Source organism: Streptomyces antibioticus (assembly GCF_002019855.1).
GTDB classification, from domain to species: domain Bacteria; phylum Actinomycetota; class Actinomycetes; order Streptomycetales; family Streptomycetaceae; genus Streptomyces; species Streptomyces antibioticus_B.
Genome location: NZ_CM007717.1, coordinates 365541 through 382596 on the forward strand (window position 1 = coordinate 365541; position 17056 = coordinate 382596).

Below are 17056 nucleotides of genomic sequence, written 5' to 3' on the forward strand. Positions count from 1 at the left end.
GGGCCCGCCCGGACGGCGGGCTCCCTGACGGAGGGTCAGTACGCCTTGCCGATGTCGGACTTGGCGTTGCCGGAGGTGTAGGCGCCGTCCTCGATGATGATGTCCTGCGCGACCTCGTCGCCCTTCGTGAAGGTGTCCAGGGTCTGGAAGGCGAGCGGGCCGAAGCGCGGGTTGGACTCGATGACGCCGCTGATCCAGCCGTCCACGATGCCCTGGACGGCGTTGCGGGTGCCGTCCACGGTGACGATCTTGACGTCGCCGGCCTTCTTGCCGGCGCCCTTCAGGGCGGCCACCGCGCCCAGGCCCATCTCGTCGTTCTCGGCGTAGATGCCCTTGATGCCGGGCTTGGACTGGATGAGCTGCTCGGTGACCTGCTGGCCCTTCTCGCGGGCGAAGTCGCCGGTCTGCTCGAACACCACCTTCAGACCGGGCGCCTTGGCGGCGATCTGGTCCTTGAAGCCCTTGGTGCGCTCGGTGGTGACGTTGTTTCCGGCCGAGCCGAGCAGGATCGCGACCTCGCCCTTGCCGCCGGTCGCCTCGATCATCTGGTCGGCGGCGCGCCGGCCCTGCTCGACGAAGTCGGAGGCGATGAAGGAGACGTAGTCCTTGCAGGCGGTGGCGTTGATCTTGCGGTCGATGGTGACGATCGGGACCTTCTTGGCCGCGGCGGCCTGGAGCACCGGGTCCCAGCCGTCGGAGTTGAGCGGCGCGATGACCAGCAGGTCGGCGCCCTTGGCCAGCAGGTCCTGGACGTCGCTGATCTGCTTGGAGAACTGCGACTGGGCGTTGGCCGTCAGCAGCTTGACGCCCCGCTTCTTCGCCTCGTCCTTGATGGACTGCGTCTCGGCGATACGGAACGGGTTGGCCTCCTTCTCCGACTGGGAGAAGCCGACGGTGGCGTTCTTGAGGTCCAGCTTCTTGCCGCCGTACGCGTCGACGGTGCAGGTCTTGCCGTCCGGCGCGGGCGAGGCGACCTGCTGTGCGGCGTCGGCGGAGGACGAGGAGGAGCTGCCGTTCGACGCGTCGTCCTCCGACTTCGCGCAGGAGGTGGCGGTCAAGGCCACCGCCGCGGCCAGGGAGACGACCACGGGACGGGCGAGGAGACGACGACGGTGGGTGGTGCGCTGCATGGTGACCCCGATCCGGGCGACGCTGAAAGGACACTGGGGAGAGCGGGACGTGCAGAGGCCGAGCGGGTGCTTCTCCCCTGGCGGGAACGGTCGTTCGACCTGCCGCACAGTGGTTTTTACATCGTTGGAAGGAGGCTGTAAACCCCCTGTGCGAGCAACGTTCCCTCCGGGCGGCCGGGTTGACGACCCGGTGGACGGCCCGGGGCCGACCCGGCCGAGGGCACGGCTGCGAGGGGCGTGCCTTGCGCGCCGCCCCCGCCGTCCCTCATGGCTGTCACCCCTGGCCGGTGCCGCCCGGTGCCGCGCGCCCCACGGTGCTCTCGCGCTCCACGAGCCGGTGGTCGGCCCGCACCCGGCGCGGCTCGGTCAGCACCTCGTTGCCGCCGAGCCGGGTCAGCACCGACTCGACCGCGAGCCGGCCGATGGCCTCCTTGTCCGGGGACACGGAGGTGAGGGTCACCGCGCCGAAGCGGCCCTCGACCACGTCGTCGAAGCCGACGACCGCGATGTCCTCGGGGACCCGCAGGCCCCGTTCGTGCAGGACGCGCATGGCGCCGATGGCCATGGGGTCGTTGTAGGCGAACACCGCGTCGGGGCGCCGTCCGGAGTCCAGGATGCGGGTCATGGCGGCCGCCCCGTCCGCGTGGCCCCAGCCGTCGGTGGCGGCCACGAGCCCGTCGTCGGCCGGCAGTCCGGCGGCGGTCAGTTCCTCGCGCCAGCCGCGGACGCGCAGTTGGGCGGGTTCGCTGCGGCCCCGCCGGGCGCCGATGAAGGCCACCTCCCGCCGCCCGAGCCCGGTCAGATGCCGCACCGCGGTACGGGCGGCGGCGACGTTGTCGATGGCGATGTGGTCGTACGGCAGGTCGTAGTCCCGCTCGCCCAGCAGCACCAGCGGCACCTTCTCCGCCCGGTCGCTCAGGTCCTCGGGCTCCAGCTCGATGGGGCTGAGGATGAGTCCGTCGATGACCCGCGCCCTGAACCCCTGGCTGACCAGGATCTCCTGCTCGCGGCGGCCGCCCGTGTGGTCAAGGAGCACGATGTAGTCGTGCGCGGCGGCGGCGTCGATCACGGCGGCCGCCAGCTCGGCGAAGTAGGGGTTGCCGAGTTCGGGCAGGGCGAGCGCGATGATGCCCGTCCGCCCTTTGCGCAGATGCCGGGCGGCCAGGTTGGGCTGGTACCCGAGTGCGTCGATGGACCGTTGGACGCGTTCGCGCATGGCGGGCGTGACGTGTTGGTAGTTGTTGACCACGTTGGAGACGGTCTTGATGGAAACCCCCGCGTGCGCGGCGACGTCCTTGAGGCTGACCCGCACGGCATTCCCTTTCATTTTTACAACGTTATACAGGCGCCTTCGGCGGACTGACAAGGAGGCGGACGGGGGTTTGACCGGCCACGCCGCACAGTGTCCCCGCTGAGTGATCGGCGCAAAAGAGGCGATCGCCCGGCTCACGGACGGACGGTACGGGTTTCACCCCTCAAGGGTGAAGCGCCGGCCCCGGCGATGCCGAAGGCTTGCCCTGCACAGGCCGGTGGCGGGCACGCCCGTGTGCCGCCACGGCGCCGCACCGAGCCGGCTGGGAGACCCTGTGGACCGGTACCCGCCCATCGCGGACCACGGCATGGTCGGCGATCTCCAGACCGCCGCCCTGGTGTCGTCCGGCGGCACCGTCGACTGGTGGTGCACGCCCCGCTTCGACTCCCCCAGCGTCTTCGCCTCACTGCTGGACAGCGAACGCGGCGGACACTGCCGGCTGGCGGCGGAGCTGCCCGACGGCGACCACCTGACCGTCCGCCAGTTGTATCTGTCGGACACGGCCATCCTCGTCACCCGGTTCATGGCACCCGGCGGAGTCGGCGAGGTCTGCGACTTCATGGTGCCCGACGAGTCCCCGACGCCGACAGCCACGCACCGGCTGATCAGGGTCGCACGGGTCGTCCGGGGCAGTCTGCCGTTCGCCTTCACGTGCCGGCCGCGGTTCGACTACGGACGCGCCCCGCACACGCTCGCCCTCACCGGCCCGCACGCCGCGCTCTTCCGCGGCCCCGGCACCGACCTGCACGTGCAGTCGACGCCCGGCGTCGCCCTCCGCGCCGACGGCGACGACATCGACGCCCGTTTCACCCTCTCCGCCGGCCAGGTGGCGGCCGTCGTGCTGACCAGCACGGCGAGCGGTGACCCCGCCCCGCCCGGCCCTTCCCTGGAGGGCGTCGCGGACGCGCTGGAGACCTGCCGCTCGTACTGGCTGACGTGGCTGCGGTCGTGCACCTACCGGGGCCGCTGGCAGGACATCGTGAACCGCTCCGCGATCACGCTCAAGCTGCTCACGTACGCCCCGACGGGGGCGCCCATCGCCGCCGCCACCATGGGACTGCCCGAGCAGATCGGCGGTGAGCGCAACTGGGACTACCGCTACACCTGGGTCCGGGACGCGTCGCTGTCCGTGCGGGCGCTGATCGACCTGGGGTTCCGGGACGAGGCGTACGCCTTCCGCCGCTGGCTGCGCGAGCGCATCGAGGCACGGGCGACGGCCTCGGCGGACCCCTTGCAGATCATGTACCGGGTCGACGGCGACCCCTATCTGACCGAGGAGAACCTCGACCATCTGGAGGGCTACCTCGGCTCCCGCCCCGTACGGGCGGGCAACGCCGCGGCCGACCAGCTCCAGCTCGACATCTACGGCGAGGCGTCGGACGCGCTGATCGTCGGCCACGACATCGGCACCCTCCGCGGCTGGAAGGCCCTGAGCGGCGTCCTGGACTGGCTCACCGACCACTGGGACCAGCCCGACGAGGGGATCTGGGAGACCCGCGGCGGCCGACAGGACTTCACCTACAGCCGGCTGATGACCTGGGTGGCGTTCGACCGCGGCGTCCGCGCGGCCACCGAGTTCTCCCGCCCCGCCGACCTCGCCCGCTGGACCGAGGCACGGGACGCGGTCTTCCGCCAGATCGTCGAACGCGGCTGGGACGACGAGCGGCGGGCCTTCGTGCAGCACTACGGCACCGACGTCCTGGACGCCTCCCTCCTGCTGATGCCGAAGGTCGGCTTCGTCTCGCCGTACGACCCGGACTGGCTCAGCACGCTCGACGCCATGGACGAGGAGCTGGTGAGCGACAGCCTCGTCTACCGGTACGACCCGAAGGCGTCCCCCGACGGACTGCGCGGCTCCGAGGGCACGTTCAACCTGTGCAGCTTCTTCTACGTCGAGGCGCTCGCCCGCAGCGGCCGGCTCCGTCAGGCCCGGTACGCCTTCGACAAGATGCTGACCTACGCCAACCATGTCGGCCTCTTCGCCGAGGAGATCGGCCCCTCGGGCGAGCAACTCGGCAACTTCCCGCAGGCGTTCACCCATCTCGCCCTGGTCACCGCGGCCATGGCACTGGACGACGAACTCCAGAAGGGCGAGGCGGGCACCGGCCACGGCGACCAGGGCCACCCGGTGACCCACGGGCTGACCCTGCCCGACGAGGACACACCCGAGGACGCGCCTGGAGGCGACACCGATGGGTGAACCGGCGGACACCGAACCGGCCGAGACCGCCGCACGGCCGGGCGGGCAGCGGCGGGTACTGGCCGCGCTCGCCCTGGCCCAGTTCATCTGCAGCTTCGCCGGCTCCAACATGAACGTGATGATCAACGACATCAGCGAGGACCTGGACACCACGGTCCAGGGCGTCCAGGTGGCGATCACCGTCTTCCTGCTGGTGATGGCGGCGTTGATGATCCCCGGCGGCAAACTCACCGACCGGTACGGCCGCAAACGCTGTTTCCTGGCCGGCCTCGTCGTCTACGCGGTCGGCGCCCTGCTGAGCGCGGCCGCCCCGGGGCTCGGGGTGCTGATCCTCGGCAACTCGATCCTGGAGGGCATCGGCACCGCGCTGCTCATCCCGCCCGTCTACATCCTGACGACCCTGCTCTATCCGGACGTCACCTCCCGGGCGCGCGCGTTCGGGGTGATCATGGCGCTGGGCGGGATCGGGGCCGCCGCGGGGCCACTGATCGGCGGACTCATCACCACCGGGATCAGTTGGCGCGCGGCCTTCGTGTTCCAGGCGCTGGTGATCGGGGTGATCGTCCTGCTGAGCCGGCGCATCGACGACCCGCTGCCGCCGGACCCGTCCCGCTCCTTCGACACCGCCGGAGCGGTCCTGTCCGCCGTCGGCCTCGTCCTCGTCGTCATGGGCATCCTGGCCGCGGACGACAACGTCTGGCTGATGATCGGCCTGATCGCCGCCGGCGCCCTGGTGCTCGCCTGGTTCTTCCGCTCCGCCCGGATCAAGGAGGCGTCCGGCGGGGAGCCGCTGCTGTCGCTGCGCCTGTTCCGCAACCGCACCTCCAACCTCGGGCTCGTCACCCAGAACGTCCAGTGGCTGCTGCTCATGGGCACCTCGTTCACCGTGGCGGCCTACCTCCAGGTGGTGCGCGGCTACGACGCCGTCCAGACCGGCGTCGTCTTCACGGCGGCCACCCTGGGCCTGCTGGCCTCGTCGCTGTCCGCCGAACGGCTGGCCCGGCGGCACCCCCAGCGGACGCTGATCATGACCGGCTTCGCCGTCTCCCTGGTGGGAGTGGCCGTACTGATCGTCCTGGCCGGGAGCTACGCCACCGCCTGGGCGTTCGTCCCCGGGCTCCTGTTCATCGGGCTCGGTCTGGGCGTGATGCTGACGCCGTCCGTGAACGTCGTCCAGTCGAGCTTCCCCGAGGAACAGCAGGGCGAGATCTCGGGCCTGTCCCGCAGCGTGTCCAACCTCGGTTCGTCCTTCGGCACCGCCATCGCCGGCACGATCCTGGTCGCCGGCCTCAGCAAGGGCGCCTATGCCGCCGCGATGATCAGCCTGGCGGTGATCGGCCTCGGCGGCCTCGTCGCGGCCGCCCTCCTGCCCCGCGAAGCGGTGGCGCCCGGCGGACCGGAGCGGCCCGCCGCATCGACACGCCGGTGATTTCACCGATTGCGGCGCCGCCCCGCGCCCCGACCCTGATGAGGACCAGCACCCGCATCCTCGTCAGGAGTACCCATGCGTCGTCGTTCCCCACGCCGGCTTCTCGGTGTCCTCGCGGCCGCCACCCTCGGTCTCACCCTGTTCGCGTCGGCCCCGGCGGCCGGCGCGGCCGGCACCGCGACCACGGCCGCCCCGGCCGCCGCCGTCCAGCCGCTGTCGACGAGCACACCCGTCGTCTTCGTCCACGGATACACGGGCAGCGCCTCCAACTGGACCACCGCCATGAGCGTCTTCCGGCTCAACGGCTGGTCCAGCGCGAACCTCTTCGCCTACGAGTACGACTCCTACGGCAACAACATCACCAACGCCCAGGGCCTCGCGACCTTCGTCAACAACGTGAAGGCGCGGACCGGCGCGAGCAAGGTCGCGATCGTCAATCACTCGATGGGCGGTCTCGTCAGCCAGTACTACCTGAAGGTGCTCGGCGGCAACACCAGCGTCAGCCACCTCGCCTCGATCGCCGGCGCCAACCACGGCACCACCTACGCGGCCGCCTGCCTGATCTACACGACCTGTCAGCAGATGTACCCGGGGTCGTCGTTCATCGCCCAGATCACCTCGGGCGACGAGACGCCGGGCAGCACCCGCTACGCCACCTGGTACTCGGCCTGCGACGGCGTCATCCTGCCGTACACCAGCACCCGGCTGGACGGCGCGACGAACAACAACGTGCTCTGCCAGACCCACATCGGGTTCCTCGCGGACACGAGCGTCCTCGGCCAGATCGCGGGCTTCGTCGCCTCCTGACCCACCGTGCCCTCCGTACGCCCTGTCCCCGGCGTCACCCCGGCCGGGAACGGGGCGTACGGCACGTCGCGTTAGGGTGCGCGCATGATATTCGGACGTGGGCGGTTCCCGGCCGCCGTGGGTGACTTCGAGACGGCCGTGCGCGCCCGGGACGTGGAAGCGGCGGAGCGCTCCTTCGCGCTGCTGACGAGCGACCTCGCCGCGGTGGAGGACACCGACCTGGAGGCGGCGGGGCCCCGGCTCGCGGCCCTGCTGGACGAGGTCCCGCCGGGGCCGCGCGGCGTCGTGGCGGTGCTGATCGGGGCGTGCGTCGAACGGGGCGCCGACCCGGTGCTCTGCGCGCCCGCCGTGTTCGCCGGCGCACTGGACGCCTTCGAGCAGGCCGCCGTGTTCTGCGAGGGGTGGGCCGCGGCGGACCGGGGCACGCTGCCCGGTCACGACGGCGACGGGCTGGAGGAGGCCGACGTCGAACGGCTCGGCTTCGAGCCCGTGGCGGCGTGGCAGACCCTCCCCCAGTTCGAGATGGCCTGTGTGGCGATGCTCAACTCCCCCCGGGTGCGCCGCGAGGTGCCCGGCCGTGCGGAGCTGCGGGCCGCCGTGGCCCGGGTCACGGAGCTGTCCGGCGACCCGTTCAAGTGCCTCGCCTACGCCCTCGCCGTCCTCGACGACGAGCCGCTCGTCGCACTCGACCGGGCCACCGGCGCCGGATTCGCGCTGCGTTTCTCCGGTGTGGGCGACAACTTCCAACTGCACACGCTCCTCGCCGACGCGCTGATCGGCCGCGGTCTGGTGACCGGCGAGGCCCCGTCGGCCGAGGCGGTCGCCTGCTGCCGCGACCGGGCCGGCATGGTGCTGACGACCGGCTCCTTCAACCTGGTCGGCGCCGACGGCGAGTGGATCTGGAACGAGGGGAACCCCGCCGACATCCCGGTCGTGGACGGCGTCCGCCTCGTGGTGGTCGACCCGCCGCCGTACCAGCGGAGTTGGCAGGCCGGACGGTTCTTCCCCGGCATGACCGGGGAGCTGGTGTACGAACGCGCCCTCACCCCCGAGGAGTCGGCCGCGCTGCTCGCCCAAGTCGCCGATCCCGTCCACTGATCGGCGCTCGCTGCCGCGGGGGCGGCGCATCCGCCGCCCTTGACACCCCTCGCCCCGTACGTCCAGCATCCGTGCAGTCGTCGAGACCCCGAAGGTGACTCTGCCCATGAAGGTCCATCACCTCAACTGCGGCACCATGCACCCGCCGGGCGGCCTCCGTCTGGTCTGTCACGTCCTGCTCGTGGAGACGGACGCGGCGGGGCTCGTCCTGGTCGACACCGGCTTCGGTCTCCAGGACGTGGCCGCCCCCGGGCGCCGGCTGGGCGGGATGCGCCACTTCATCAAGCCGGCCCTGGACCCCGCCGAGACGGCCGCCCGCCAGGTCGAGCGCCTCGGGTTCGGCCGCGACGACGTCCGGCACATCGTCCTCACCCACTTCGACGCGGATCACATCGGCGGGCTCGCCGACTTCCCGCACGCCACCGTCCATGTCACCGCGGCGGAGGCGCGCGGCGCGGTGCACGCCCCCTCCTGGCGTGAGCGACTGCGCTTCCGCTCCGTCCAGTGGGACCACGGGCCGACGATCGTGGAGCACAGCCCGGACGGGGAGGCGTGGCGCGGGTTCGCCGCCGCCCGGCAGCTCGACGCCGTCGCCCCCGGGATCGTCCTGGTCTCGCTGCCGGGGCACACACGCGGCCACGCCTGTGTCGCGGTGGACGCGGGCAGCCGCTGGATCCTGCACGCCGGTGACGCCTTCTACCACCGCGGCACCCTGGACGGGCAGACCCGCGTCCCCTCCGCGCTGAGTGTCGCGGAGCGGGCGGTGGCGTACGACCGCGGGCAGGTCCGCGCCAACCACGAGCGCCTCGCCGAGCTGTACCGGCGCGCGGAGCCCGACCTGGCGATCGTCTGCGCCCATGACCCGGTCCTGTACGAAGGGGTGAAGGCGGAGGGGTGAAGGCGGAAGGGTGACGGCGGAGGGGTGAGGGCCCGGGGGCGGGGACCGTGGGGCGGCGACCGCTGGGCGGCGGGCGTCTGCGATCCTGGCTGCGTGGAGAAGCCCGCCCCGGTCAGCCCCGACGCCCCCGCCGTCGTCCGCACACCGCTCCTCACCCAGCAGTGGCTGGACCTCTGTTTCGTCCACTGGGCGGTCGAACCCGGCCTCGTGGCGGGGCTGCTGCCCGAGGGGACCGTGCCCGACACGCACGAGGGGCTGACGTACGTCGGGCTCGTCGCCTTCCGGATGCACCGGGTCGGATGGCTGCGGTTGCCGGGGGTGCCGTATCTCGGGTCGTTCCCGGAGACCAATGTGCGCCTGTACTCGGTCGACGGGCACGGCCGGCGCGGGGTCGTCTTCCGTTCGATGGACGCGTCCCGGCTGATCCCCGTGGTGATGGGCCGGGCCGGGTTCCGGCTGCCGTACCTGTGGTCGCGGATGCGGGTGCGCACCGTCGGCGACACCGTCACCTACACCAGCTCCCGCCGCTGGCCCGGCCCGCGCGGCGCGTCCAGCCGGATCACCGTACGCACAGGTGAACGCATCGCGCGGCCCACCGAGTTGGAGCACTTCCTCACCGCCCGCTGGGGGATGCACAACGCGTTCTTCGGCGGCGCGGCCTATCTGCCCAACGACCATCCGCGCTGGCCCCTCTACCGTGCCGAACTCCTCGACTGCGAGGAGGACTTGGTCGCCGCGGCCGGAATCCGGACGCCCCTCGGCGCACCGGCGAGCGTGCTGTTCTCCCCGGGGGTGCCGGTCCGCCTCGGCCGCCCGGCCCGGCCCGCGGGCATCCCGACTCCCTGAGGTGAGGGAAAGCCCGCAGTACCAGATGTCGTTGAATGTCCCCTGAGTGAAGCCCCGCCAGTAGGGTGTGCGCACGGTCGGACGAACGGCGCACCGGCACCGGGGGGTACCGGTGTGCCGCGCCTTCGCCTGCCGTGGAACAGGAACATCGGGCGGCCCCGTCGACGGCGGGGCCGCCCTACATCGCCAGGGGGCGGATCATGCGGGTGCTCGTGGAGAGATACGAACTCATCGAAGCGGTCGGGCGCGGTGGCATGGGGGAGGTCTGGCGCGCCACCGACCGTGAACTGGGCCGCACCGTCGCGGTGAAGGTGCTGCCGCCCGAACTCACCCGGCACGAGGAGTTCCGGGTCCGGTTCCGCCGGGAGGCCCGCACCGTGGCCTCGCTCAACCACCGCAACATCGCGGTGCTGCACGACGTCGGCGAGGACACCGCCGACGGCGAGACGACGCCGTTCCTGGTCATGGAGTTCATCGAGGGCCGCACCCTGACCGATGTGCTGGCCGACGGCCCGTTCACCGTCGAACGGGCCCTGTCGGTCGGCCGGGACGTCGCCGACGCCCTCGCCCACAGCCACGCCCAGGGGCTCGTCCACCGCGACATCAAGCCCTCCAACGTGATGCTGACCTCCGAAGGCGGCATCAAGGTGCTGGACTTCGGGATCGCCAAGGTCGTCGCGGAGACCACCACCCGGCTCACCGCGACCGGTATGACGGTCGGCACCCCCGCCTATCTCTCCCCCGAGCAGCTCACGGGCCGGCCGGTGGACGGCCGCTCCGACCAGTACTCCACCGGCTGCCTGCTGTACGAACTGCTCACCGGACGGCCGCCGTTCAGCGGGGACTCCCCCTTCGCGGTGATGCACCAGCACATCAGCCAGGAGCCGGTGCCGCCGTCCGGGCTGCGCCCGCAGATCCCGTCCTCGGTGGACACGCTCGTCCTGCGGACCCTGGCCAAGGACCGTGACCAACGGCTGGGCAGCGCCGGGGAGTTGAGGGACGCGCTGGCGGCCACCCTGGTCGGCCTCGACGCCCCGGCGGCCGCGGCCGCGCCGTCGGCGGCCGCCTCGGTGCCGGCCGCGCCGCCCGCTCCCGTCGTGCCGCCCGCGCGCACGAACGCCGAGTCCGGCACCGGCCCCGGGCACACGGCGCTGGCCCAGCAGGACACCCGCACCGCGCCGGCCCCACCCAAGCCCGTCGTCCCGCCGCCCGCGCGACCGGGCGACACGCCGGTCACCGGCGGGGGTTCCGGTGCGGACACCACGGCTCCCACGGTCGGTACCGCGCCCGCCGAGCGGCGGTTCCGTCTCACCACCGACCGGGTGATCGGCCTGCTGGGCATCCTCGTCTCGGGTGCCGTCGTCCTCGGCTATCAGGACGTGTACGAGGACTCGCTCGAAGGAGTCATCGGCGCCTGGGCGGTCGCCGCCGTGCTGGGGCTCGCCCTGTTCCGCTGGCTGCCCCTCGCCTCGACGGTCCTGTGGTGGGGCGCCGGGGCCCTGGTCGCCGCGAGCATCACGATCGGCGGCGGGGTCTACGACTACGAGTACCAGTCCGTCACCGCGTCCGACTTCGGCACCCTCTACTACTACGACACCTCGTACCAGGGCTACTACGAGCTGCCGACCGACTCCTCGGGCTACCGGCTCTTCGAGCAGGACTACAGCGGCGGATACGAACCGGCGGAGACCGAGGTCAGCCACTACTACACCGCGCACGACAACGTCGAGATCCTGGCCGCCCCCCTGCTCGTCCTCGCCGCGCTGTGCCTGTTCCGCGCGCTGAGCCGCCGCCACCTGTCGTCCCTCGCCGCCGCCTGCGGCCTCACCCTGGGCGGCCTGGGAGTCGGCTGGCTGGCCTTCGGGGACGACGAGCAGGCCAGCGTGTTCGCGGTCGCCTGGGTCCTGCTGCTGATCGCCGCCGTCGTCCAGGAGATCCGGGCCCGCAGGAACCCGCCACCGCCCGCCCGGCGCCGACTGCGGTTCGTCACGGCCGACTAGCGCGGCCCGGCCGACGGGCCTACGCCGCCCACGGCGCGGTGCGGTAGGGGCGCACGGTGTGCGAGGGACCTCCGGCCCCGGCGCCGGGGACCAACGGCACCTGGAAGAACGGCGCGACTCGCGAGAGAGTGACGACAGGAGCGGCACCGATCCCCCGCGGTGTCGCTCCGTTCACGCCCCGCCCTCTCCCGCCTCCCCTCGCTACTCCTCTTCGGGTACGACCGCGACGGCGCAGGCGGCGTGGTGCAGGACCGCGTGGACGACGCGCCCGGACCGCAGCCCCAGGTGGCCCGGGTTCCGGCGGGCCCCGACCACCAGCAGGTCGGCGCCGTGCGAGGCGTCCAGCAGGACCCGCCGGGCCGCGCCCTCCACGGTGCGCCGCCGCAGGTCCACCTCCGGCGGCACCTCCTTCAGCGCCAGCTCCAGGACGTCGGCGGCGTACTGCTCGTGCAGCCGGGCGGGATCGCCGGCGAACAGCGGATGCTCGACGCTCTCGTGCGGCGGGCACCGCCAGGCCCGTACGGCGTCCAGGGCCGCCCGGCGCAGCCGCGCCTCCTGCACGGCGAAGCGCAGGGCGGCGGAGTCCGTGCCCGTCTCGCCCACGCCCACCACCACACGGCCGCCCTCCCCGGCGCTCACCCGGTTGTCGTGGCCGCCGCCGAGCACGATCACCGGGCAGTCGGCCTGGCCGGCGACGGTCAGACCGACCGACCCGAGCAGCATCTCCACCAGTCCGCTGCGGCCGCGGGTGCCGAGCACCAGGGCCGAGGCCGTGCGTCCGGCGCGGACGAGGGCGTACTCGGGTTCCTCGGACACCACCTCGGCGGAGACCACGACGTCGGGCCGGCGCAGCCGGGCCCGCCGCGCGGCCGCCCGCACGACGGACCGAGCGGACTCGGTGGCCCCCGCCGGCCCGTCCTCGTTCTCCTCCCCGTCCGGTTCCCAGAGGGAGGCGTGCACGAGGCGCAGCGGCGCACCGCGCAGGGCGGCCTCGTCCGCCGCCCAGTCGACGGCGCGCAGGCTCGGCTCGGAGCCGTCGACGCCGACGACGATCGGGGGGACCACTCGTCTCACCGCCCCGTGCCCAGGTCGAAGACGATCCGGGCCTTGACCTCACCGCGCAGCACCTCGTCGATGGAGTCGTTGACAGAGGCGAGCGGGCGGGCCTCGCGCACGACGTGGGTGCGGCCGGCCGCGTGCAGTTCGAAGACCTCGGCGAGGTCCTGGCGGGTGCCGACGATCGAGCCGATCACCGATGTGCCGTTGAGGACGGTGTCGAAGATCGGCACCTGGACCGTGCCGTGCGCCGGGAGGGCCACCATCACCAGCTTGCCGCCGCGCCGCAGACCGGAGTTGACGGCCGCGAAGGACGCGTCGTTGACGGCGAGCGCGATGGCCGCGTGGGCGCCGCCGTGCCGCTTGAGCACCTCACCGACATTCTCCTTGCGGGCGTCGATGACGAGATCCGCGCCGAGTTCGGCGGCGAGCGCGAGCTTCTCGTCGGTGATGTCGATCGCGGCGACCGTGGCACCGGCGATCTTCGCGTACTGCACGGCGAGATGGCCGAGGCCGCCGACGCCGGAGATCGCGACGAGCTGCGCGGGCCGGACGCCGGCGACCTTGAGGGCCTTGTACGTCGTCACGCCCGCGCAGGTCAGCGGGGCCGCGTCCAGGGCGCCGATGCCGTCCGGCACGGGCTGCGCGAAGTCGGCCCAGGCGAGCATCTTCTCGGCGTGGCCGCCGTCGCAGCCGTAGCCGGTGTTGATCTGCTGCTCGCACAGCGTCTCCCAGCCGGACAGGCAGTGCTCGCACCGCCCGCACGCCTTGCCGAGCCACGGCACGGCGACCCGCTGGCCGAGGGCGAGATGGGTGACGCCCTCGCCCAGCTTCTCGACCAGGCCGACCCCCTCGTGTCCGGGGACGAACGGCGGGTTCGGCCTGACGGGCCAGTCGCCGTGCGCGGCGTGGATGTCGGTGTGGCACAGGCCCGACGCCTCCACCCGGACCCGGACCTGACCCGGTCCGGGCTCGGGGTCGGGGCGCTCCTCGATGACGAGGGGCTCACCGAACGCTCGTACGACCGCTGCCTTCATGGGTCTGCTCTCCTCGGACAGGTCGGGTCAGGCGTGGGGGACGACGGCGACGGGGGCCGTGGAGTGGTGCAGCACCGCGTGGGTGACGTGCCCGATGTGGGCGCCCAGCGGGCTGCGGCGCACCTTCCGGCCCACCACGACCAGGGACGCTCCGCCGGCCGCGTCCACGACGTGGACCGAGGGGCTGCCGTAGCGGGACTCCTCCGTGACCTTCACGTCCGGGAACTTGGCCCGCCAGGGCCGCAGCACCTCCGCCAGCCCTTGCGCGTCGGCGGTGGCCAGGGCCTCGTGCAGCGCCGGGTTGGCGGGCGTGCCGTAGGCGTAGTACGGGGGCGGGTTCCAGGCGTGGACGACGGTCAGGGAGGTCGCGCGGCGCCGGGCGGCGTCGAACGCGAACTCGATCAGGGTGTCGTCGGGGTGCTGGGTGTCCAGGCCGAGGACGACGGGCCGGAACGGGGTCGCGGCGGAGGGGATGCCGGCCGGGTCGGGCTCGTGCTCGTCGGCGGCCGTCTCCAGCGCCCGGACCAGGACGACCGGGCGGTCGGAGTGGGCGACCACGGACAGGCTCACCGAGCCGACCATGAATCCGCCGATCCCGCCCAGGCCGCGGGAGCCCAGGACGAGCAGTTCGGCGTCCTTCGCCACCTTGGCCAGAGCGTCACCCGGGTAGCCGGTGAGCTGTTCGCTGATCACCTGGACGCCGGGGTGGCGCAGCGCGATGCCCTGGGCGGCCTCGCGCGGGATGCGCTCGGTCCAGTGCTGCTGGGTCTCCGCACCGAGCAGGGGCGCCTGGGCCATCGGCTCCGGCACGGGCTCCCAGACATGGACGATCTTCAACGGCAGGTCGCGCAGCTCGGCTTCGCGGGCTGCCCATTCCGCGGCGGCCCGGCTCTCCAGCGAGCCGTCGAGACCAACGGTAATGGTGCGGGTCATGCTCTCCACCTCCAGCAGGGGATCTGCTTCCAGCGTGGCCCGCGGCAGCGAGGGCGGCGAGGGGCCACAGGTCCCGGAACAGGGCCGGTCGGCCCTTCCGCGGGTGCGGCCGGCGACGTGCCGTACGGCGCGAGGCGTGGACCAGGTGGCCCATGGCCCGTCGGAGGGAATCGGTCCACCCTGGCCCTGGAAGCTGGTTCGCCCACCTCGCCGTCCCGCCACCTCGCCGCCGGAGGTCCGCCATGAACACCACCCTCACCCCCAGCCCCAGCATGCTGCGCGCGCTGTCGGCCGAGCACCGCCGGCGGCTCCTCGGCATCGCCCGGGAGGTGTCCTTCCCGCAGGGAACCCGCCTCTTCGAGGAAGGCGGCCTCGCCGACCGGTTCTGGATCATCCGGACCGGCCGGATCGAACTCGACATGCGGGTACCCGGCCGCCGGGCCGCCGTCATCGAGAGCCTCGGGCACAACGAGCTCGTCGGCTGGTCCTGGCTGTTCACCCCGCACGTCTGGCATCTGGGCGCCGAGGCGACCACACCGGTGCGGGCCTACGAGTTCGACGCGGCCACCGTCCGCTCGATGTGCCAGGAGGACCCGGCCCTCGGCAACGACATCGCCCACTGGGCCGGCCAGGTCCTCGCCCACCGGCTCCGCTCGTCCCGGACCCGGCTGCTCGACCTCTACGCCCCGTACGGCGCCGGTGCCACCGTCTGACCCGGCGGTCCCGCGCGAGTAGGGCCGGTCGGCCCTGGTGCCTCCGGCCCTCGCGCGTGAGGATCGGCAGCAGGGGCGGACCGCACCCTGTACGTCACCGGGGAACCAGAGGTCACCATGCCGCAGCCACGCGTCTTCACCGAGCAGAACCCGATCCGTGTGTTCCTGCTGGACGACCACGAGGTGGTACGCCGCGGCCTGACCGACCTGCTGGACGCCGAACCCGACATCTCCGTGGTCGGCGACGCCGGTACGGTCGACCACGCGCTCGCCCGCGGGCCCGCGCTCCGTCCCGACGTCGCCGTCCTCGACGTACGGCTGCCGGACGGCGACGGCATCTCGGTCTGCCGCGAACTGCGCGACCGGATGCCGGAACTGGCCTGTCTGATGCTGACCTCGTTCGACGACGAGGAGGCGCTGCTCGACGCGATCATGGCCGGTGCGTCCGGCTATGTCCTCAAGCAGATCAGGGGGTCGGACCTGGTCTCGGCGGTGCGCACGGTCGCCTCGGGCCAGTCGATGCTGGACCCCGCGACCACGGCCCGGCTGATGAGTTCGCTGCGCGCCGACCCCGTGCACAGCCCCGAGGTGCCGTCCGAGCTGTCGAGCCTGTCGCCGCGCGAGCGGGACATCCTGGCACTGATCGGCGACGGCCTGACCAACCGCGAGATCGGCGCCAAGCTGTACCTCTCCGAGAAGACGGTGAAGAACCACATCTCCCGCCTGCTGGCCAAGCTCGGCGTCCAGCGCCGAGTCCAGGCCGCGGTCCTGGCCTCCCACCTGGACCAGCCGGACACGGGTGACCACCGGGCGAGGTGACGTCCCGGCCCGGATGCCGTCGCCGCCCGGGCCACCGCCGTCGAGGAGCCGACCTTCCCGGGCGCCGAGGCGATCCACGCCGCGCGAGCCCCGCCCGCAGGGTGCTGACGGCGACCCGCCGGTCCGGGCGCCGCAACCTGGCGCCGCCACTGCCGCAGGAGCCCGCCGACAACCCGCGGCTGCACCGCCCGGACCGGGACGGCATCGCGGCGGACCGGTCAGCCGCGCCGATGCACCGGACGCGGGCCGACCAGGTCCCGAGCGGCCCCGACCGTCACGGGCGGCGCGCCACGCGCGCGTACCCCACCGCGACGGCGACCGTCACCCCTGCGGGAGCCGCCGCCGTCAGCGGGGACCAGCCCTCGCGGGCCGACACGACGGCCGTGGCCAGCGCGGTGATCAGGCCGGCGGCCAGCAGCACGAGGACGACGGTCCGGGCCCGCGCCGAGGGGAGCGGACCGGTGCCCAGTTCCGCCCAGTCCCGCGCCGCCTCCCGCACCTCGCGCCGGCGCTGGACGCCCGCGCGCCCGAGGAGGCAGACCGTGACCACCGCCCCGGTGGCGGCCACGCCGCCCGGTACCCACCACGCCTCCGCCGCGAGGAGCAGCAGGGCGACGAGCCCTGTCGTGCTCCAGCCGCTCAGGCAGGCGGCAGCGGCGGTGCGCCGGGAGTCCGGACGGTCGGCGCCGGCGCGCAGGTCGGAGAGCGCGGGCAGATACCAGACGGAGCCGGAGAGGGTCAGCATCGCGGCGCCCAGGGCAGCGACGGGCTGGATCAT

The 17056-nt window shown here is 72.9% G+C and carries 15 protein-coding genes; 9 read left to right on the forward strand and 6 right to left on the reverse strand.

Translation table 11 applies throughout. The features are described from left to right. Positions 1 to 35 precede the first annotated feature (35 nt). On the reverse strand, positions 36 to 1130 hold the full coding sequence (locus AFM16_RS01640) for an ABC transporter substrate-binding protein (RefSeq protein WP_030780709.1): 1095 nt from the start codon (positions 1128 to 1130) through the stop codon (positions 36 to 38). Positions 1131 to 1404: 274 nt separating this feature from the next. Further along, the gene (locus AFM16_RS01645) at positions 1405 to 2442 is read right to left on the reverse strand and encodes a LacI family DNA-binding transcriptional regulator (RefSeq protein ID WP_078631850.1); all 1038 of its coding nucleotides are present in this window, start codon (positions 2440 to 2442) and stop codon (positions 1405 to 1407) included. 274 nt (positions 2443 to 2716) lie between these two features. On the opposite strand from AFM16_RS01645, the gene AFM16_RS01650 reads away from it, so the two are divergent. The 7 genes from AFM16_RS01650 (at position 2717) to AFM16_RS01680 (ending at position 11720) form a co-directional block, all read left to right on the forward strand. Then, positions 2717 to 4642 (forward strand): glycoside hydrolase family 15 protein, encoded by a 1926-nt coding sequence (locus AFM16_RS01650; protein WP_078631852.1) that lies wholly within the window; start codon positions 2717 to 2719, stop codon positions 4640 to 4642. Beyond that, the gene (locus AFM16_RS01655) at positions 4635 to 6071 is read left to right on the forward strand and encodes an MFS transporter (protein WP_030780717.1); all 1437 of its coding nucleotides are present in this window, start codon (positions 4635 to 4637) and stop codon (positions 6069 to 6071) included. The genes AFM16_RS01650 and AFM16_RS01655 overlap by 8 nt, the downstream gene beginning before the upstream one ends. A 75-nt stretch (positions 6072 to 6146) precedes the next feature. Then, a complete protein-coding gene (locus AFM16_RS01660; protein WP_078631854.1) occupies positions 6147 to 6878 on the forward strand; it encodes an esterase/lipase family protein in 732 nt (243 codons plus the stop codon). A gap of 84 nt (positions 6879 to 6962) precedes the next feature. Beyond that, positions 6963 to 7976 carry a hypothetical protein gene (locus tag AFM16_RS01665; protein WP_078631856.1) on the forward strand — a complete coding sequence of 338 codons (1014 nt, stop codon included), beginning with the start codon at positions 6963 to 6965 and terminating at the stop codon, positions 7974 to 7976. A 106-nt stretch (positions 7977 to 8082) separates the two neighbouring features. Continuing rightward, complete coding sequence (locus tag AFM16_RS01670; protein ID WP_078631858.1) at positions 8083 to 8874, forward strand: MBL fold metallo-hydrolase; 792 nt, start codon at positions 8083 to 8085, stop codon at positions 8872 to 8874. A 93-nt stretch (positions 8875 to 8967) separates the two neighbouring features. Continuing rightward, positions 8968 to 9720: a YqjF family protein gene (locus AFM16_RS01675; protein ID WP_078631860.1), complete on the forward strand. Its 753-nt coding sequence runs from the start codon at positions 8968 to 8970 to the stop codon at positions 9718 to 9720. A 206-nt stretch (positions 9721 to 9926) separates the two neighbouring features. Continuing rightward, positions 9927 to 11720, forward strand: coding sequence for a serine/threonine-protein kinase (locus AFM16_RS01680; RefSeq protein ID WP_179123240.1), 1794 nt, complete (start codon positions 9927 to 9929; stop codon positions 11718 to 11720). A 201-nt stretch (positions 11721 to 11921) separates the two neighbouring features. Here the strand turns inward: AFM16_RS01680 and AFM16_RS01685 are convergent, their stop codons facing one another. The 3 genes from AFM16_RS01685 to AFM16_RS01695 are packed head-to-tail and all read right to left on the reverse strand — an operon-like array spanning position 11922 to position 14746. Beyond that, positions 11922 to 12785, reverse strand: coding sequence for a universal stress protein (locus tag AFM16_RS01685; protein ID WP_078631864.1), 864 nt, complete (start codon positions 12783 to 12785; stop codon positions 11922 to 11924). A 5-nt stretch (positions 12786 to 12790) separates the two neighbouring features. Next, complete coding sequence (locus tag AFM16_RS01690) at positions 12791 to 13813, reverse strand: zinc-dependent alcohol dehydrogenase (RefSeq protein WP_030780739.1); 1023 nt, start codon at positions 13811 to 13813, stop codon at positions 12791 to 12793. A gap of 27 nt (positions 13814 to 13840) precedes the next feature. After that, positions 13841 to 14746, reverse strand: a complete 906-nt coding sequence (locus AFM16_RS01695; protein WP_030780741.1) for a universal stress protein — start codon at positions 14744 to 14746, stop codon at positions 13841 to 13843. A gap of 242 nt (positions 14747 to 14988) precedes the next feature. On the opposite strand from AFM16_RS01695, the gene AFM16_RS01700 reads away from it, so the two are divergent. Both AFM16_RS01700 and AFM16_RS01705 read left to right on the forward strand, forming a co-directional pair. Continuing rightward, complete coding sequence (locus AFM16_RS01700) at positions 14989 to 15459, forward strand: cyclic nucleotide-binding domain-containing protein (protein ID WP_030780743.1); 471 nt, start codon at positions 14989 to 14991, stop codon at positions 15457 to 15459. A 117-nt stretch (positions 15460 to 15576) separates the two neighbouring features. Continuing rightward, complete coding sequence (locus AFM16_RS01705; protein WP_030780746.1) at positions 15577 to 16278, forward strand: response regulator; 702 nt, start codon at positions 15577 to 15579, stop codon at positions 16276 to 16278. A gap of 274 nt (positions 16279 to 16552) precedes the next feature. Here the strand turns inward: AFM16_RS01705 and AFM16_RS01710 are convergent, their stop codons facing one another. Then, entirely contained in the window at positions 16553 to 17056 is a 504-nt protein-coding gene (locus tag AFM16_RS01710; RefSeq protein WP_063754104.1) for a hypothetical protein, read from the reverse strand.